Origin of the sequence: Aeribacillus composti (genome assembly GCF_007827555.1) — a bacterium.
Lineage (GTDB): Bacteria > Bacillota > Bacilli > Bacillales > Aeribacillaceae > Aeribacillus > Aeribacillus composti.
In genome coordinates this window covers 66252-85256 of the sequence record NZ_VISS01000014.1, presented here as the reverse complement: position 1 = coordinate 85256, position 19005 = coordinate 66252, and the positions used below count along the sequence as shown (strand labels likewise).

The 19005-nt window shown below is 38.4% G+C and carries 18 protein-coding genes and 1 pseudogene; 14 read left to right on the top strand and 5 right to left on the bottom strand.

The genetic code is table 11. The features are described 5' to 3' along the window. Positions 1-730 precede the first annotated feature (730 nt). Positions 731-911: pseudogene (locus FB379_RS09195) on the bottom strand (hypothetical protein); the annotation flags it as partial. A gap of 64 nt (positions 912-975) precedes the next feature. Beyond that, positions 976-1875, bottom strand: coding sequence for a formyltetrahydrofolate deformylase (gene purU, locus FB379_RS09190; RefSeq protein WP_063386952.1), 900 nt, complete (start codon positions 1873-1875; stop codon positions 976-978). A 215-nt stretch (positions 1876-2090) separates the two neighbouring features. On the opposite strand from purU, the gene FB379_RS09185 reads away from it, so the two are divergent. The 3 genes from FB379_RS09185 (at position 2091) to FB379_RS09175 (ending at position 5293) form a co-directional block, all read left to right on the top strand. Beyond that, positions 2091-2408, top strand: a complete 318-nt coding sequence (locus tag FB379_RS09185; RefSeq protein WP_063386951.1) for a MerR family transcriptional regulator — start codon at positions 2091-2093, stop codon at positions 2406-2408. Positions 2409-2549: 141 nt separating this feature from the next. Then, positions 2550-3929, top strand: coding sequence for a class II fumarate hydratase (gene fumC / locus FB379_RS09180; protein ID WP_130156803.1), 1380 nt, complete (start codon positions 2550-2552; stop codon positions 3927-3929). A gap of 602 nt (positions 3930-4531) precedes the next feature. Further along, positions 4532-5293 carry a FixH family protein gene (locus FB379_RS09175; RefSeq protein ID WP_144597778.1) on the top strand — a complete coding sequence of 254 codons (762 nt, stop codon included), beginning with the start codon at positions 4532-4534 and terminating at the stop codon, positions 5291-5293. 513 nt (positions 5294-5806) lie between these two features. Here FB379_RS09175 and FB379_RS09170 read toward each other — a convergent pair. Then, positions 5807-6799, bottom strand: a complete 993-nt coding sequence (locus tag FB379_RS09170; RefSeq protein WP_066249177.1) for an ABC transporter substrate-binding protein — start codon at positions 6797-6799, stop codon at positions 5807-5809. A gap of 161 nt (positions 6800-6960) precedes the next feature. Here FB379_RS09170 and FB379_RS09165 point away from each other — a divergent pair, with 161 nt between their 5' ends. From FB379_RS09165 to FB379_RS09145, 5 genes are read left to right on the top strand one after another with little or no spacing between them, the layout of a single operon-like run. Then, positions 6961-7962, top strand: coding sequence for a FecCD family ABC transporter permease (locus FB379_RS09165; RefSeq protein WP_235600414.1), 1002 nt, complete (start codon positions 6961-6963; stop codon positions 7960-7962). Beyond that, on the top strand, positions 7959-9011 hold the full coding sequence (locus tag FB379_RS09160; protein WP_066249179.1) for a FecCD family ABC transporter permease: 1053 nt from the start codon (positions 7959-7961) through the stop codon (positions 9009-9011). Before FB379_RS09165 ends, FB379_RS09160 begins: the two co-directional genes overlap by 4 nt. Before the next feature lie 11 nt (positions 9012-9022). Continuing rightward, positions 9023-9844, top strand: coding sequence for an ABC transporter ATP-binding protein (locus FB379_RS09155; RefSeq protein WP_063386944.1), 822 nt, complete (start codon positions 9023-9025; stop codon positions 9842-9844). Then, positions 9832-10596 carry an IucA/IucC family C-terminal-domain containing protein gene (locus FB379_RS09150; protein ID WP_082829501.1) on the top strand — a complete coding sequence of 255 codons (765 nt, stop codon included), beginning with the start codon at positions 9832-9834 and terminating at the stop codon, positions 10594-10596. Before FB379_RS09155 ends, FB379_RS09150 begins: the two co-directional genes overlap by 13 nt. Before the next feature lie 15 nt (positions 10597-10611). After that, entirely contained in the window at positions 10612-10863 is a 252-nt protein-coding gene (locus tag FB379_RS09145) for a DUF2573 family protein (protein ID WP_063386943.1), read from the top strand. Positions 10864-11226: 363 nt separating this feature from the next. On the opposite strand, the gene FB379_RS09140 is transcribed toward FB379_RS09145, so the two are convergent. Both FB379_RS09140 and FB379_RS09135 read right to left on the bottom strand, forming a co-directional pair. Next, positions 11227-11577, bottom strand: a complete 351-nt coding sequence (locus tag FB379_RS09140; protein ID WP_144597777.1) for a spore coat protein — start codon at positions 11575-11577, stop codon at positions 11227-11229. Between the two features lie 14 nt (positions 11578-11591). Further along, positions 11592-11855: a hypothetical protein gene (locus tag FB379_RS09135; RefSeq protein ID WP_198318588.1), complete on the bottom strand. Its 264-nt coding sequence runs from the start codon at positions 11853-11855 to the stop codon at positions 11592-11594. A 173-nt stretch (positions 11856-12028) separates the two neighbouring features. On the opposite strand from FB379_RS09135, the gene FB379_RS09130 reads away from it, so the two are divergent. From FB379_RS09130 to FB379_RS09105, 6 genes are all read left to right on the top strand, one after another. Next, a complete protein-coding gene (locus FB379_RS09130) occupies positions 12029-14410 on the top strand; it encodes a 3-hydroxyacyl-CoA dehydrogenase/enoyl-CoA hydratase family protein (protein WP_199757333.1) in 2382 nt (793 codons plus the stop codon). An 18-nt stretch (positions 14411-14428) separates the two neighbouring features. Next, complete coding sequence (locus tag FB379_RS09125; RefSeq protein ID WP_144597775.1) at positions 14429-15604, top strand: acetyl-CoA C-acetyltransferase; 1176 nt, start codon at positions 14429-14431, stop codon at positions 15602-15604. Positions 15605-15737: 133 nt separating this feature from the next. After that, on the top strand, positions 15738-17477 hold the full coding sequence (locus FB379_RS09120) for an acyl-CoA dehydrogenase family protein (protein ID WP_063386989.1): 1740 nt from the start codon (positions 15738-15740) through the stop codon (positions 17475-17477). Positions 17478-17696: 219 nt separating this feature from the next. After that, positions 17697-18056, top strand: coding sequence for an arsenate reductase family protein (locus FB379_RS09115; protein WP_066249190.1), 360 nt, complete (start codon positions 17697-17699; stop codon positions 18054-18056). Between the two features lie 63 nt (positions 18057-18119). Continuing rightward, complete coding sequence (gene gcvH, locus FB379_RS09110; RefSeq protein ID WP_063386938.1) at positions 18120-18503, top strand: glycine cleavage system protein GcvH; 384 nt, start codon at positions 18120-18122, stop codon at positions 18501-18503. Between the two features lie 149 nt (positions 18504-18652). After that, on the top strand, positions 18653-19003 hold the full coding sequence (locus FB379_RS09105) for a toprim domain-containing protein (RefSeq protein WP_063386937.1): 351 nt from the start codon (positions 18653-18655) through the stop codon (positions 19001-19003). Positions 19004-19005: the final 2 nt, after the last annotated feature.

The following is a 19005-nucleotide window of genomic DNA, read 5'->3' as shown; positions in this document are numbered from 1 at the left end:
GCTGTTTCTTATAAAATAGTAGGATATCTTGAAGAATTTGAGGAAATTAAAGAATTAAGAAAAATACTATCTGATAACATTAACTTTGAAGAAATAGTTACAAATTTCTCATTATTCTTAACGTTAATAAGTTTTTTAGTCCAATATATTATCGCAAAGTTTTTATTGACTATTTTTTCACCTGATATTAAAGTATACCTTTATTATGCTTTGGTACCTAAACTATTTATAATAATGGTTAACATAATTTTTATAGGGTTATTCCAAATATATAATCTCTTATTATATCAATTTACAGCTCTATTAGGAGCCTTTTTAATAATGTTTTTTCTTAAATGCAAAAAAGCCAACTGGACAGCATCTATACTTTTTTCGTCAATTTTCTTGTTAGATTCTTTATACACATTTGGTAAATCTTTATATTCATTATTATAATGCCATTTATACTGTTAAATATTATTTAGTACTAATGTTGGAGGATTAATTAATATTTTTATACGTTGAGCGTTTTATTATTAAAAGTGTCATGTTGAGAGATTCACTGGTACTGTCAAGAATTTTGTGTAATGTAAGATAGATAGGGTATCTCTGAAATGGATTGGGAATGGACAGGGGACTAGTTTCTTCCGCCAAGGGGCAGTTCATTCCTTGATAAGCCTCTATCGGATTTGTGTCATTCGAAAACGGTTCCCAGAAAGAGAATAAAACGTTTTATACATCGCTTTCTTCCTCATTCGCTAAGAGTCGCCGTACACGGTGACCGGTGGCGTTTTACATAGGCATTGTTCTGTAGATGAAAGAAGACGGCTTCGGTTACCCGTTGGCCGTCTTCGTACACATATACACCGTGTTAGTCATAGAGGAGTTCAATCAATTGCCCGATGAAAGGGTGTCAATTCATGCAGCTGTTTCGTTTTTTATTTTGAATGCTGCGCATGAAAAGAGCCGGACATAATTTTTCCAGCCTAGCTCTCTTTAAAAGACAATCGTTTTGTTTCCGTGAACAATGATGCGGTCTTCCAAATGTAATTGTACAGCGCGGGCGAGAACGTCGCGTTCAATCGTTCTTCCGACCCTTTTTAAATCTTCAACATTGTACCGATGGCTGACCTCTTTAACCCCTTGTTCAATAATTGGTCCTTCGTCCAAATCTTCCGTCACATAATGGGAAGTGGCTCCAATAATTTTGACTCCGCGTTCATATGCGCGCTCATACGGTCTTGCACCGACAAATGCAGGCAAGAACGAATGATGAATATTAATAATTCGATGCCGGTAATGCTTGATGAAATCTGGAGATAAAATTTGCATATAACGGGCGAGAACGACGAAATCAATATTATATTTCTTCAACAGTTCAAGCTGCTGCTTTTCCGCTTCCGGCTTATTGTCTTTATTGACCGGTATGTAATAATACGGAATTCCAAGCGATTCAACTGGTTCACGCAAATCTGGATGGTTGCTGATTACCAAAGGTATTTCGCAAAAAAAATCGCCTGATTGATAACGCCAAAGAAGATCGAGAAGGCAATGATCTTGTTTCGATACGAAAATCGCCATTCGCTTTAATTGGTTCATATATGAAAATTGCCATTTCATTTGCAATTCTTTTCCGATCGGCTCAAAGTCTTTTTCAAGCTCGCCTTTTTTACGTTCTATATCCGGTAATTCAAATTCAACGCGCATAAAAAAAGTGCCGCCTGAAGGATCTGTTGAATATTGATCTGATTGGACGATATTGGCGCCGTGTTCATATAAAACTTTAGAAATTTTTGCAACAATTCCTGGCTGGTCGTTGCATGTAATAAGAAGACGTGCGCGATCTTTATATTGATGTAAAAAAGATTCAAGATTCGTTTGTTTCGTATGTAACATAAACCTTTCCTCCAACCCAAATGTGATCTGTACAAAGGATACTAATAGTTTGCTTTCTTGTCAATTTGAACAAGGAAAAAAATATTTATAAGTATTCAATGTAAGAAAATCTTACAACAAAAATTAAAAAATACGAAAAAAAATTGTATAATAAAGTTAATGGCTGAAAATGTTATAAATTTTAACGTAATAACGTTATAAAAGGAGGTATAACAATGTCAGAATCATATAAGGATAAAAAAGTCATTACGATCGGTATCGTTAGTGAACTAACAGGGCTATCACCAAGAAAAATACGATATTATGAAGAACGAAAATTAATTTTTCCCGAAAGAACGAAACAAGGAACGAGAAAATATTCCTTTTCAGATATTGAAACATTAATGGAAATTGCAGATAAAATCGAAGACGGCGTTCAAACGTTTGAAATTAGAAAAGAAATGCTGAAAAAAGAAAGAGATAAAATGCTCGAAGATAAGAAAAAAATGATTCAAGGCCAGCTGAATGCACACTTCAAAATAAGAAAACAATAGTTCAGGGCGGTTAAAACCGCTTTTTTTATGATTTAAAATGTTCTTCATTTTTATAAAAAATTATCAGAGTTTTTTTGCTTTTAACAAAATATTAGAGGTATATTTAAAATAGATGATTATTTAAAAAGGAGGAAGAAGAAAATGGACTATCGTATAGAAAGAGATACGCTGGGAGAAGTAAAAGTTCCCAAAGACCGCTACTGGGGTGCACAGACGGAACGGAGCAGAAACAATTTTAAAATCGGTACTGAGACGATGCCGATTGAAGTCATTCGTGCATTTGCCATTTTAAAAAGAGGTGCAGCGATCGTTAATGAAAAATTAGGAAAGCTGCCAAAAGAGAAAAAAGATGCGATCGTTCATGTTTGCGATGAAATTATAGAAGGGAAGCTTGATGAGCATTTCCCGCTCGTAGTATGGCAAACCGGAAGCGGAACGCAGTCGAACATGAATGTCAATGAAGTGATTTCGTTTAAAGGAAATGAATACTTGAAAGAAAATGGGTTTGAATCATTAAAAATTCATCCAAATGATGATGTGAATATGGGACAAAGCTCAAACGACACATTCCCTACAGCAATGCATATTGCTGGTGTCATAGCGATAAAAAACAAGCTGTTGCCGGCAATTGATTTGTTGACAGAGACGCTCGATAAGAAATCTAAGCAGTTTGAGAATCTTGTGAAAATTGGCCGCACCCACTTGCAGGATGCAACACCGCTCACGCTTGGACAGGAAATCAGCGGATGGGTACATATGCTGAGAAAAAGCAGAAAAATGATTGTCGAAGCAATGGATAACTTGAGAGATTTGGCGATCGGCGGAACAGCAGTCGGAACAGGAATTAATACGGATCCTCAGTTTGGACAGCTTGTAGCAGATGAAATAAGCAAGCAAACGAATGAATCATTCCGTTCCTCTGAAAACAAATTCCATGCGCTAACTAGCCATGATGAAATCGTTCATGCACACGGAGCGCTAAAAGCCTTGGCAGCTGATCTTATGAAAATTGCAAATGATGTTAGATGGCTGGCAAGCGGTCCAAGATGCGGAATTGGCGAGATCACGATACCAGCAAATGAGCCCGGAAGCTCCATTATGCCGGGAAAAGTGAATCCGACGCAAAGCGAAGCATTAACGATGGTAGCAGTCCAAGTCATGGGAAATGATGCAGCGATCGGTTTTGCCGCAAGCCAAGGAAATTTTGAATTAAATGTTTTCAAACCGGTTATTATTTATAACTTTTTACAATCGATCCGGCTTTTATCGGATAGTATAATTTCCTTCAACGACCGCTGTGCTGTGGGAATTGAAGCAAACAAAGAAGTGATTGATAAATATGTACAAGACTCGCTCATGCTCGTAACTGCTTTAAATCCTCATATTGGATACGAAAATGCAGCGAAAATTGCAAAGCTTGCATATGAAAAACGATTGACTTTAAAGGAGGCAGCTGTTCAACTGAACCTTCTGTCAGCCGAAGAATTTGACCGCATTGTCCAGCCGGAGAAAATGGTGTAACAGAAAACATTGAATTTTTGCTGGGAGATGAAAATATATACCGATACTCACTACTTGATACGATCCCTCTTGTCTAGATAGAAAGAAAAAAACCTATACTGTCTATGAACTGCACCCCTTAAAGTAGATGTTGAAAAATCCCTATTTGGTCAACACTGCTTTAAGAGGTGATTTTTTATGGCAAGAAAAGGACAAAAGTTCATAAACTATTCAGTTGAGTTTAAACTCTTAGCAGTTAAAAAATATCTTCGAAGACAGTGCTTCTTTCTTCAGCTTACAGACCTACTGAGTTATATGGGGAGGAATTGTCAGATGATTTCTTTAACAGTGATTCCTTCTACAACTATTCTGTAAGCCGCTGAATAAGGGGGAATTTTTAATACTGTCTATTTGATCTTTGATCGGGATATGTTCAATTTGTGCGTCCGGTTTTCTTATTTATATTCAATGCTGCCAGGTGCAAAAACCATTATCCTCCACATAAAAATTTCATGAATCCTACACAAAATATTCACCTTTGCAATGTTGCAATATGTATGTATTAAATTTATTCTTTATTTAATAGTTCTCAATTAATTTTTATTGAGGAAAGGAGATTTATTGTGAAAAAAATCATTATATTGCTTGCCGCCGTTTTCCTTCTTGCAGCTTGCGGTCAAAATGAAACGAAACAAGAGAACAGCGGAGAAAGTGCCGAAGTTCATCCGCTCGAAGTCAATTTGAAAGTGCCAGACCATGCGAATATTCATGAAAAAGTTTCGTTGACTGCTGAAGTGAGCTACGGAGGAGAAGCGGTTGAAGATGCTGATGAAGTAAAATTTGAAATATGGAAAGAAGGAGAAAAAGAAGAAAGTAAAATGATAGAAGCAAAACATGAAAAAGACGGCCAATATACGATTGAACACACATTTGATGAAAATGGAGTTTTTTTTGTTCAATCACACGTTACGGCGAAAAATCAGCATAATATGCCCAAAAAACAAATTGTGATTGGTGAACTACATAAAGATGGAGCTTCAACGGGCGAAAACGAAAAAACCGCAAATCATACTCATGAACATTCTCAAGGATCTGTAGACATCCAATTGGAGTTGCCGGAAAATGTAAAGGCGAATGCGGAAACATTGATTCAAACAAAAATTCAAGCAGAAAACGCTCCGTTGTTAAATGCAAATGTCCGTTATGAAATTTGGAAGGACGGTTCTGAAAAGCATGATTGGGTAGATGCTGCAGGAGACGAGAAAGGTACTTATGAAGCGAAATATACATTTTCTTCCTCAGGAACTTATCAAATCCAAGTTCATGTCAACAATGATGAAGGACTACATGAGCATGTCACGAAGAAGGTAACGGTTCAAAAATAAAGATCGGAATGGATATTGTTTATGGTAGAAAAGAGTTGAGAAAGAATCGCTGAAAAAGTGTATATGTATGGACAAAAATAAGATCGGGGAAAGAATTCAATTAAGTCCGTGGCGAACTAATTGAACGGCAGGAACCAGATATGATCGAAGCACGTAACGTCGATACGTATGAATAGATTAATTAAAAACATGAAAAGCCGCCCTTCCCTTAAAAAGAGAATGTATGGCAAAAGAACTTTAAACGAAATAATTGATTGCATTGAATACGAAAAAGAATTCTTTTTATAAATGAATGAAGATTCGTCCAGTACAACTTGCCCGAACATAAGTTAAATAACAAATGCAAAGTAGTCTTATAAACCGAAATAAAGCGAAAATTTAGTTAAACGAAACAAAATTGCATAAAAGCTGAACAACCTTACTCCAATGAAAATTGAAGTAAGGTTGCTTTGGCTTTATTCATATTGCTGATTTTCAAGGTAAGAAAAAATTATCTTTTCGACCATCTCAATTTTATTGAGTTAACAATTTTTCTAAGTCGTCCAGCATATGGTTTGCAGCAAGCACACCGCCGGCTGTGTTCCAAATAGCGTCGTCAACTTTGTAAGCTTTTCCGTTTTTAACAGCATTTAAGTTTTTCCAAAGAGGATCGTTTGTCCACTCTTTTTCTGCTTGCAAAGCTTCTTTGTCTCCTTGCGGTGCATAGGTGAAATAGAAGATGATGTCACCGTCCATTTCCGGAATTTGTTCTTTTCCGACTTCAACTGCCAAATCTCCTAATTTATTTGCATCTGTAAACAATTTTTCTTGCTGAGCAGGACGTTTAAATCCAATTTGATCGAAAATCACACCAGAAAATGAATCTTTCCAATATATTCTCGTTACACCAGCCATGAAACGAACAACTGAAACTTCTTGATTCACTTGATCTCCTAATTTTTGTTTTACTTCTTCTACATGATTATTAAAATCATCTAATACTTTTTGTCCTTCTTCTTCACGATCGATGGCTTTTGCATATAGCTTAAAGTTTTCCTGCCAGTCGCCTCTTAATGTTTCCGAAAAAACTGTTGGCGCTATTTGATTGAGCTTGTCGTAGATTGCTTCTTGGCGAAGCTTATTGCCTATAATCAAGTCAGGCTGAAGAGCTGCAATTTTTTCAACATTGACTTCACTTTCTGTACCAACGACTTCAACGTCTTTCATCTCATCTTTAATATGATCGTACCAAGGATCGCCAAGCCAAGATTGAACGGCTCCGACTGGTTTTAATCCCATTGCTAAAAGCGCTTCGGTTCCTTCATTCGTTAATACGACGACACGTTCAGGTTTTTTTGGAATTTCAGCTGTTCCCATTGCATGCTCAACTTTGTATGATTGACTTTCAGTTGAGCTTTCTTTCTTTTCTTTTGAAGCTTCTTTACTGTCCCCGTTGCCGCAAGCAGCAATTACTGCCAGCATGAGTATGGCAACGATGGAAAATAATAATTTTGATATTTTTTTCATTATGTAACCCCCTAAAATGTAGTTGAAAATGATTTTCAATTCCTTAATAATAGTAATCAGTGAGAAATAAAAAGTCAATAATTAATTGAAAATGATTTTCACATTCAAAATGATTTGGTACAATTGGTTCAGAAGTTCGACTTGTTAGGAGAGACGTGAAGTTGTCATTATCTAGTAATCGTAAAGCAATCTTACTTTTTCTTTCCTTTTTGCTTCTATTATTCTGCATGTGTGCAAGTATTGTATATGGATATACGGATACAAGCTGGAAGATGGCATGGGATGCTTTTTTTCATTTTAATGGTTCCAATGAACATATTATTATACAAAATGTTCGACTTCCTCGATCCGTCATAGCGAGTGTAGTCGGCGCTTGTCTTGCTTTATCCGGTGCATTGATGCAAGCTATTACGAAAAATCCTCTTGCATCGCCAAGCGTTTTTGGCATCAATGCCGGTGCAGGATTTTTTATTGTTCTAGCTTTTTCCTTATTTTCTGTAAACAGCTTACAAGCGTTTACTTGGATTGCTTTTGCAGGCGCAGCTTTTGCTGCCATGCTTGTGTACATGATCAGCTCATTGGGTAGTGATGGATTGACGCCTGTAAAGCTTACTTTGGCAGGAGCGGCCGTTGCGGCACTTTTTTCTTCCCTTACGCAAGGTTTGTTAGTTTTAAATGAAGCAGCGTTGGATCAAGTATTATTTTGGCTTGCAGGATCTGTGCAAGGCCGCAAAATGGAGGTAATGACAGCTGTTCTTCCATATATTTTGATTGGATTAGTTATTTGTACATTTATCGCCTCTAAATTAAACGTCTTAGTAATGGGAGAAGAAGTGGCGAAAAGTTTAGGACTAAAAGTAGGAACAGTGAAGTTTTTTGCAGCCTGTGCTGTCATATTTTTTGCGGGCGGTGCAGTTGCGGCGGCTGGTCCTATTGCATTCATCGGCGTAGTCGTGCCCCATATTGCAAAGTATGTGGCCGGAAATGATTACAGATGGATTTTGCCGTTCTGTGCAGTATTTGGTGGGATTTTGCTAGTTGCAGCAGATATTGGCGCCCGTTTCATTGTCATGCCTGAAGAAGTCCCTGTAGGGGTCATGACGGCGATAATTGGAACCCCATTTTTTGTTTATATTGCAAGGAAGGGGGTTCGTGCATCATGAAAAAATATGTTTCGCTTCGGATCGGAAATGTCATTTCATTTTTAATTGATAAAAAAGCCTTTTTACTTACGTTCGTTTTCTTTCTTGCGGCGTTTTTCGTAATCCTTGTCAGTGCAAGTGTAGGCGAAGTGATGATCAGCCCTGTCCAAGTTTTTCAAACAATTTTTGGAATAGGGGATGGAACGAACGAGCTTGTTATTAAACAATTTAGGCTTCCGAGAATTCTTATTTCCCTTTTGGTCGGCATGTGTTTGGCTGTTGCGGGCGGAATTTTGCAAAATTTAGTTCGGAACCCTTTAGCATCCCCTGACATTATCGGAATTACCGGTGGTGCTTCGGCAGCGGTTGTACTATTTTTAATGCTGTTTTCCGATAAGAATCATTCTTTAACTGTAAGCATTCATTGGATGCCTTTGGCAGCTTTCATAGGAGCAGCCGTTACAGGCATATGTGTTTATTTATTGTCGTGGAAAAACGGTGTGACTGCAATCAGGCTTGTGTTGGTCGGCATTGGAATCTCCTTTTTAACTAAAGCATTAACGACTTTGTTAATGATAAAAGGGCCTATTTACCAAGCATCCCAAGCAAATATTTGGATAACCGGCTCAGTTTATGCAGCAAACTGGTCTCAAGTAAAGATTTTGTTTCCAGCAACTATCATTCTTCTCTTGATAACGGTTGTTACTGTACGAACGATCAATATTCAAAGTTTTGGCGATGAGATCGCAATCGGTATGGGAAACCGGGTACAATTAACCCGCTTTTTCCTCTTATTTCTAGGAACCGCTTTGACTGCTGTTGCTGTCGCTTTTGGAGGAGGGATAGGGTTTGTAGGTCTTATTGCTCCTCACATTGCAAGAAAGCTTGTCGGTTCAAGCTTTGGTTTGATGCTGCCGATTTCAGCCTTTGTCGGGGCACTCATTGTTATGCTTTCTGATTTATTGGGAAAAACAATCTTTTTGCCGCATGAAATTCCAGCTGGTGTGTTTACTTCAGCGATCGGGGCTCCTTATTTTATTTACTTGTTAATGAAGCACAGAAATATTTAGGAGGTGATGGCATGCATAGATTGTATACTCATGAGTTAACTTTTGCTTATGGACAGAATATGATTATTGAAGATCTTAATCTTACTATTCCAACGGGAGAAATTACTGTATTAATTGGAAGCAACGGTTGCGGAAAGTCGACCTTATTAAAATCTTTGGCAAGAATTTTAAAGCCAGCAGGCGGTTCAGTACTCTTGGAAGGAAAGGACATTGCCGAGCTACCGACAAAGGAAGTGGCAAAAAAACTGGCTATACTTCCGCAAGGGCCTGAAGCCCCAGAAGGATTAACTGTTTTGCAGCTTGTCAAACAAGGACGGTATCCTTATCAAAATTGGCTGAACCAATGGTCCAAGGAAGATGAAGAATTAGTTTTTCGAGCGCTTGAAGCAACTAGAATGAGTGAATTGGCAGAACGAACAGTGGACTCTTTATCAGGAGGACAAAAACAGCGTGCATGGATCGCCATGACTTTGGCGCAAAATACAGATATTATTCTTTTCGACGAGCCAACAACTTATTTAGATATAACACATCAAATTGAAATACTCGATTTATTATTTGAATTGAATATGAAAGAGAAAAGAACGATCATCATGGTTCTTCACGATTTAAATTTAGCCTGCCGTTATGCTCATCATATCGTCGTATTAAAGGATAAAAACATTTATAAACAAGGAAAACCGGAAGATGTAATGAATGTACAACTGGTCAAAGATGTTTTTGAAATGGATTGCAAAATTATTCGCGATCCGATTTTTGGAACACCGCTATGTATTCCGTTCGGAAAAGGGAGAAATATTAATAAAGTAGGGATGCAGGCATGGGAAAGTTGACGTTCGATGAAATAAAGGTGCTGTCAAAATTTCGATATTCAGAAGCAAAACGTGCAACCGATTCATCAATTGACATGGAGGAACTGCTAAAACCGGAAAAACTGCAGCTGTTTTTAAAAAATATTCAGCCTAAATTTAATGCACCTCTTTATGTAGCCGGGTCAATGTTTATTAAAAGATATGCTTTTTTAGCCGCTTTAGCTCTTTATACCATGACAATGTTTGATAAAGCTTTAAAAGTGGATATAAAAAATCTTGTCCTGATCACTGATGACGAAGATCCGCTTTGGCTGCCGGGCTTTTATTTCAAATCGAACGAAGTCACAATCGCTCCCCAAGAAAGAAAAAAATGGCGGGATGAAATGTTAACCTTATTATTTAAAGAAAACATCACCCGTCTTTTACAGGTTGTCTCAACAGAGGCAAAAATTTCAAAATGGATTCTTTGGGAAAATGTTGCGATCTATATATTTTGGATGTATGAAACATTGCTCAATGAAAAGCAGCATGAAGATAAACATGAAAAAATAAAAGAAGATTTTATTTATTGCGTGAAGGAAGCAAAAGGTGAATTATTTGGGGATTTTAATCGGAACCCTTTAAAAAAATTTTTTGGTCCTAAGACATATTCTGATCAATATGATGATTATATTCGAAAAAGAAAAACATGCTGCCTGTTTTATTTGACAGACGATGAAGGGAAAAAATGCAGAACATGCCCGAATGTTAGTGAATGTACAATAAAAAAGTAATTGGAGAGATTAAAAATGGATAACCAGTTTCAAGCTCAGATTGATGCGCTTGTTGAAAAGTATACCGAACTCTTGCTTGGAAAATCGTCTCCTGAATTAAAAGAAAAAGTGAAAATTTGGGTGTTGTATACGTACATGGCAAAATCGATGCCGCCGCTAGTGAAACATTGGAATGAAAAATTTCCAGAAGCAAAAGAACAAATGAAAGCTATTATTAATGAAATAAAAGAATTAAATGAACAGCATAGAAATAATAAAAAACGTTGATCTAAATTTGAAGTTGTCCTCCTTATAAGCAGCAGGAGGATTTTTTATGCGGACAGAATAGTATCATTCAAAATAACTTTAAGGTTTCATAGCATTGACGTTGGACGAAACAATGGAATGCTGATAAAGGTTAAAATTTTTTTGTGCTAAAGCAAAATGCTTCTTACTTTAAAAACAGCAGATAAATAGTTATCATATAGAACGGAATGAGCATTCGATCGCCTATTCAGTAATCGATTGGGAATAACATTTCCGTCCCGTAAAAGAAATAAAACCTTACTCCGCTTGTTTACCGGAATAAGGCTGCTTTAACTCTTTATTTGCTGTCTGCTCGAATGGGGTCAGACACTTTTAAGTTCATTTTTATTGAATGTTTTGATTGTAAGGAGATTGCTGTTGCAAATAATTAGCAAATTGCTGATAGCTTTGTTGTATTTTTTGGTTGTCGCACGCCTCAAGGGAATACCATCCATTTTTAAACATGACATTAAATAACTGCCGCTGGCATTTTTGCGTTTCGTCGCAAATCATTTGAATATTTTCGTATAAAACGGTGTGGCTAAGCTCATTCAAAGCTGTGCTATAACCTTGTGTCATATATTTTTCAGTTGCAAGCAAGTCATTTATAAAGTCGCGGTCGTTCATTTGCGGGCTTTTTTGAACTGTTGTTTCCGGATTGCTGATTTTCGTGTTGTTTGATTGCTGGGCTTGCATAATAAATCTCCTTTCTACTGCATTTGTGGATTGCCATTTAATTGATTTAATATCTGCTGATAGTGGCGATGATGCATTTCTCCTACCTTTTCCAACTCAGCTTTAATTTCAGGAATTTGGCATTGTGAAGCAAAAAAATGTGCTTTTTTCATCGCAATTAAATTCCATGACATCATATCTGTTAAATATAGTTGATCTTTTACAGAAATAATTTGCGGCGGTTCGTTATAAACTTGATTTTGCTGCATATTTTGCATATTGGTTGGCATTTGATTCATCATAAAAGCCCCCTTTTTCAAAAATGTACAAATTTAATATCCCACAATTTTTAAAGAGTTATGCAAAAATTTTTTAACAGGAATATTGAACAAAAATTTTAAATATTTTATACTTTAGTAAAACAGAAAAAAAATGAATGAATGTTCATTCAAATGAAAGGGGATTTGAAATTGTGCGTCAAATAAAAAAAGCTGCAGTACTCGGATCAGGAGTGATGGGATCCCAAATTGCAGCACATTTAGCGAATGTCGGGATTCATGTATTACTCCTGGATATTGTACCGACAGAACTAACGGCAGAAGAAAAACAGCAAGGATTGACGCTGAAAGATCCAATCGTTCGAAACCGTTATGCTCAAAAGGCCGTGCAAAGACTGCAGAAGCAGACTCCTGCTCCATTGACTGCAAAAGAAAATATAGAGCGAATTGAGATCGGGAATTTTGATGATGACATTGAGAAAATTGCTGAAGCTGATTGGGTGATTGAAGCAGTTGTGGAAAGGCTCGATATTAAACAGAAAGTTTTTGAAAAAGTGGATAAATGGCGGCGGCCAGGCAGCATTATCAGCACAAACACGTCTGGAGTTTCCGTTCATTCGATGTCAGAAAACCGCTCAGAAGATTTCCGCAAACATTTTTTAGGCACTCACTTTTTTAACCCGCCACGCTATTTGAAGCTGCTCGAAATTATTCCAACAAAAGATACTGACGAACAAGTTGTAGCATTTATGAAGAGATTTGGTGAAGATGTTCTTGGCAAAGGGGTTGTTTGCGCAAAGGATACACCGAATTTCATTGCCAATCGCATTGGAACATATGGTTTTCTTGTAACCGTACGTGAAATGCTGAAAGGGAATTATTCTGTCGGAGAAGTTGATTCCGTGACAGGGCCTTTGATCGGCAGACCAAAAAGCGCCACATTCCACACACTTGATGTAGTCGGTTTAGACACGTTTTTTCATGTCGTAAACAACGTATATGAAAGAGTGGATGGCGAAGAAAAAGAAATTTTTCGTGTCCCGGATTTTATGAAGAAAATGCATGAAAACGGCTGGATTGGGTCAAAAGCCGGGCAAGGATTCTACAAAAAAACGGGCAAAGATATTTTAGAATTAAATGTTAATACGATGGAATATGAAAATAGAAAAAAACTTCGTGCCGATTCTATCGAAATAGCGAGACGTGAAAAAGGCACCGGGGAGAAGTTAAAAGCAGTTGTTTATTCGAACGACCGTGCAGGCACTCTTATTTGGAAAATTCTTATTCCAACGCTCCTTTATTCCGCAGAACAGCTGGACAGCATTGCCGAAACGATCGTTGACATTGACCAAGCGATGAAGTGGGGATTTGGCTGGGAGCTTGGACCGTTTGAAATGTGGGATGCAATCGGGATAAAACGATCGGTTGAAATCATTGAACAGCAGGGCGGAACAGTGCCAGCATGGGTCAAGCAAATGCTGAAGGATGGAAATGAAACGTTTTATAAGCAAAGCGAAGGCGCCACTTATTTTTATCATCGGGGCGAGTACAGACTGCTGCAAACAAATATGAAACAAATTCATGTGCAATCGTTGAAAAATGAAAAATCAATCATTAAAGAAAATAACGGGGCAAGCTTAATCGATATCGGCGATGATATCGCACTGCTCGAGTTTCATTCGAAAAACAATGCGATCGGCTATGATATTGTGCAAATGATCGATTTTGCCATCGACGAAGTTGATAAAAATTATAAAGGGCTAGTCATCGGCAATGAAGGAAAACACTTTTGTGTAGGCGCAAACCTTGCGTTTATGTTAATGGAGGCGCAGGATGAAAATTATTTTGAAATTGAGCTGATGATAAGAAAGTTCCAGCAAGCGATGATGAAAATTAAATATAGTCCGAAGCCGGTTGTAGCGGCCCCTTTTCATATGACATTGGGAGGCGGCGCGGAAGTATGTTTGCCTGCCTCAAGCATTCAAGCAGCTATGGAAACTTACATTGGCCTAGTTGAAACAGGTGTTGGACTGATCCCGGGCGGGGGAGGAAACAAAGAACTGTATATAAAAATTCTTGACCAAATCGGCAATGATATTGAAATTGATTTGCAAAAGGTCGCAAATAAAACATTTGAAACGATCGCCATGGCTAAGGTGTCCAAATCCGCACAGGAAGCGCAGCAAAACGGGTTTCTTCAACCGACAGACGCCATAACCATCAATAAAGATCACCTGCTGTATGATGCGAAGCAAAAAGCGCTGTTTTTATATGAAAGCGGATACCGTCCTCCTGTCCGCAAAAAAATTCCGGTAGTTGGCGAGACCGGATATGCCGCCATGATATTAGGGGCACAAAATCTTTATTTATCGGGATACGCTTCGGAGCACGATGTAAAGATTGCTAAAAAATTAGCCTATGTGATTGCGGGAGGCAAGCTTCCATACAGGACAAAGGTAGATGAACAATATTTGCTCGATTTGGAACGGGAAGCATTTTTAAGTTTAATAGGTGAACCGAAAACACAAGCCAGGATGCAGCACATGCTGTTAAAAGGAAAACCGCTGCGCAACTGACAGAAAGGAGTTAGAAAAATGAGGGAAGCTGTCATTGTCGCTGGTGCTAGGACGCCGGTTGGAAAAGCAAAAAAAGGGGCATTAGCCAACATACGACCAGATGATTTAGGAGCATTAGTAGTAAAGGAAACATTGAAGCGGGCCGGAAGCTATGACGGACATATTGATGATGTCATTATTGGTTGTGCTATGCCTGAGGCAGAACAAGGCTTAAACATTGCAAGAAATATCGCGGCGCTGGCAGGGCTCCCCTATACAGTGCCGGGAATAACCATTAACAGGTTTTGTTCTTCAGGGCTGCAGGCCATTGCTTATGCAGCTGAACGGATCATGCTTGGGCATGCGGAAGTCATTATCGCAGGAGGAACAGAATCAATGAGTCTTGTTCCAATGACTGGAAATGTATTGCGGCCAAATGCAAAGCTTGCCGAGGAAGCGCCTGAATATTACATGAGCATGGGACATACAGCCGAGCAGGTTGCACAAAAATACAATATCAGTCGAGAGGAACAAGATGAATTTGCTGTGCGGAGCCACCAAAAAGCAGCTTTAGCAATTCAAAACGAAGCATTTGCTGAAGAAATCGTTCCTGTAGAAATCACGATCCGAACAGTTGATGCTAATAACAAGCTGCAGGAGAAAAAGACAATATTTCGCCAAGATGAAGGGGTTCGACCAGAAACAACAAAGGAGGTTCTTTCATCTTTAAAACCGGTATTTGCAGTAAACGGATCTGTAACGGCGGGAAATTCTTCGCAAATGAGCGACGGAGCGGCTGCCGTTATGGTAATGGATCGAAAAAAAGCGGAAGAGCTTCAGCTAAAGCCGCTGGCCAAATTCCGTTCTTTTGCTGTAGGAGGAGTGCCGCCTGAAGTGATGGGAATAGGACCTGTCGTTGCGGTGCCAAAAGCGCTTGAATTAGCGGGTCTTGAACTTTCCGATATTGGACTCATTGAATTAAACGAAGCATTTGCTTCACAAGCGATTCAAGTAATTAGAGAACTCAAATTAGACGAAGAGAAAGTAAACGTAAACGGAGGCGCCATAGCTCTTGGACATCCTCTTGGATGTACAGGTGCAAAATTGACATTAACTCTTATCCACGAAATGAGAAGAAGAAATGAACAATTTGGATTGGTGACGATGTGTATCGGCGGCGGAATGGGTGCAGCGGGAGTTTTCGAGCTTCTATAAAAAACCAAAAGGTTAGGTTTTCTAAACATGATGGAAAATGACATGGAGTCTTCGAACTTATTTATGAATCCAAAAGGGGGAATATTGGGTGGCAAACAAAACAGAGGCCTATATAAAGGGCGGAAGCTTCATCATGGAAGAAATTCCTTTTGATCGGATCTTCACGCCGGAAGACTGTACAGAAGAACATAAAATGATTGCGAAAACAGCTGAAGATTTTGTCCTGAACGAGGTTGTTCCTTTTATTGACCGTCTTGAAAACCATGAATTTGATATTTCGGTGAAATTGCTGAAGCAAGCTGGCGAACTTGGTCTGCTCGCCGCAGATATTCCAGAAGAATATTCCGGACTAGGTCTTGATAAAGTAAGCTCTGCTCTTATTGCAGAACAATTTTCCCGCGCAGGGGGCTTCTCAATTACATTTGGAGCCCATGTAGGCATTGGCTCGCTTCCAATTGTATTGTTTGGAAATGAAGAACAGAAGAAAAAATATTTGCCCAGCCTTGCAGTCGGTGAAAAAATCGCTGCATATGCATTAACGGAACCAGGATCAGGATCAGATGCTCTTGGTGCAAAAACTACAGCGAAGCTAAATGAGGCAGGAACACATTATATTTTAAACGGAGAAAAACAATGGATCACAAATTCAGCTTTTGCAGATGTTTTTATCGTGTATGCAAAGGTGGACGGCAAACATTTCACAGCATTTATTGTTGAAAGAGATTTTCCGGGTGTTTCAACAGGTCCTGAGGAAAAGAAAATGGGGATCAAAAGCTCTTCAACAAGGACATTGATCTTAGACAACGTTTTAGTGCCAAAAGAAAATGTTTTAGGGGAAATCGGCAAAGGGCATAAAATTGCCTTCAATATTTTAAATATCGGACGATACAAATTAGCCGTCGGGGCAATCGGAGCCTGCAAGCGCATCATCGAATTGTCGGTCAAATATGCGGTGCAAAGGAAACAATTTGGACGGCCGATAGCCCAATTTCCGTTAATCCAAGAAAAGTTGGCCAATATGGCGCTGAAGCTTTATGCAATGGAAAGCTCAGTCTATCGAACGGTTGGATTGTTTGATGACCGGATGAGTTATTTAACACCTGAAGAGCAAAAGGATGGAAATGCTGTTGCCCAATCGATTGCTGAATATGCGATCGAATGCTCATTAAACAAAGTATTCGGTTCTGAAACGCTTGATTATATAGCGGATGAAGGAGTTCAAATTCATGGCGGATACGGATACATGGCGGAATATGAAGTGGAAAGGGCCTATCGCGACTCCAGAATTAACCGCATTTTTGAAGGAACGAATGAAATCAACCGCTTGCTTGTTCCGGGAATGTTTTTGAAAAAAGCAATGAAAGGGGAGCTACCTCTTCTTCAAAAAGCACAAAGCCTTCAAAAAGAACTGTTGACATGGATGCCGGAAGAAATCGGCGATGGCGTATTGGAGCAAGAAAAATATTTGTTGAAACAAGCGAAAAGAGTGACGCTTTTGCTGGCAGGTGCTGCAGCTCAAAAATTTGGCCAATCCTTGCAGCAGGAACAAGAGATTCTTGCAAATATCGCGGATGCGGTAAATAACGTTTATGCGATGGAATCCGCTATTTTGCGCACAGAAAAGGCCATTGTGAACTCAGGAGAAGAAAAGAATAAACAGAAGCTTCTTTATACACAAGTGTTTGTGCAAGAAGCGTTTCAGGAATTAGAGGCGAATGCAAAAGAAACGATTGTTGCGATCGAGGAAGGAGACGACTTGCGGATTCTTCTCTCTGCTCTAAAAAAATTGATGCGACAAATCCCTGTAAATGTCATTAAGAAAAAACGCCAAATTGCAGCTAGAGTGATTGAAGAGGAAAAATATATAGTATAGCTGCGGGACTTAGGGGTGTCTAATAAGTCGTTTTTACGGCTAATTGACACCCCCTTTAATGTTTTAGAAACGTTGATATATTGGTGTTTATGATCTTTTGTTTTCAATGGGGATTTGACTTTCTGGACAGCTCCAAAAATTTATTGATCAAGTTATTATGTTTGTCCAATTCGGATATGATAAAATATTATTGGTGTTGTATGAAGGAGGTGAGAAGGAATGGCTTTAACAATGTACTGGTATCCGAAGTGCGGAACTTGCAGAAAAGCGAAAAAATGGCTGGAAGATCACGGAATTGATTTTCGTGAAATACATATCGTGGAAAATCCTCCTTCTAAAGAAGAGTTAAAATCCTTTTATGAAAAGAGCGGATTGGAGTTAAAAAAGTTTTTTAACACGAGCGGTCAAAAATATCGTCAATTAGGTTTAAAAGAAAAAGTAAAAACAGCAACAGATGAGGAGCTCTTTGATTTGCTTGCATCAGACGGTATGCTCATTAAGCGGCCGATTGTTACCGATGGGGAAAAGGTGACCGTTGGCTTTAAAGAAGAGGAATTTGAGAAGATTTGGGGAAATTAAATTTAGAAAAGATTCTATTTAAATAGAATTCTTATATAAAAATGATAATTGGAGGGAATGACATTGAATACACCAAAAGAATTGCGTTATTCTGAAGAGCATGAATGGGTAAAGGTGGAAGGTGACAAAGTAAGAATTGGGATCACTGATTTTGCGCAGTCTGAACTCGGTGACATCGTATTTGTTGAACTTCCAGAAGTTGGAGATGAAATAGTCGCTGACGAACCTTTCGGTAGCGTTGAATCAGTGAAAACAGTTTCTGAGCTTTATGCCCCTATCAGCGGAAAAGTTGTTGAAGTGAATGAGGAATTGGATGACAATCCTGAATATGTAAATGAATCTCCTTATGAAAAGGCTTGGATGATTGTTGTTGAACCAAATGACATTCAAGATGTTGAAAAATTAATGACAGCTGAAGAATATGAAGAAATGGTAAAAGAAGACTAATATGAAACCCCCGTCTCCCTTTGAGAAGGGGGTTTCCTTTTCTTTATTAATGGAAAAGTGCGGACAATCAAAGTATTTTGTGTGAAGGAATCAACCACTTCATTTAGAATAAGTATATATCAAAAAGCATCTATAAGCAGGTGATAACAATGGCACTGATAGAGATTGAGAAAGTTATCATTGTTGAAGGAAAGTCTGATAAGAAAAAAGTAGAGAAAATTATTAATGAACCTGCTGAGATTATTTGTACAAATGGCACGTTAAGCTTGTCCAAGCTCGATGAATTGGCGGAAAGCTTATTTTTCAAGGATGTTTATATTTTAGTCGATGCGGATGAAGCAGGAGAAAAATTGAGAAAACAAATTAAGCGGGAGCTTCCGGAAGCCAACCATTTATATATAGACAAAATGTACCGTCAAGTTGCATCCGCACCTGAACAGCATATTGCCGCCGTTTTGCTGAGAGCAAATATTGATGTACATGCAAGATATTTATCATAAAT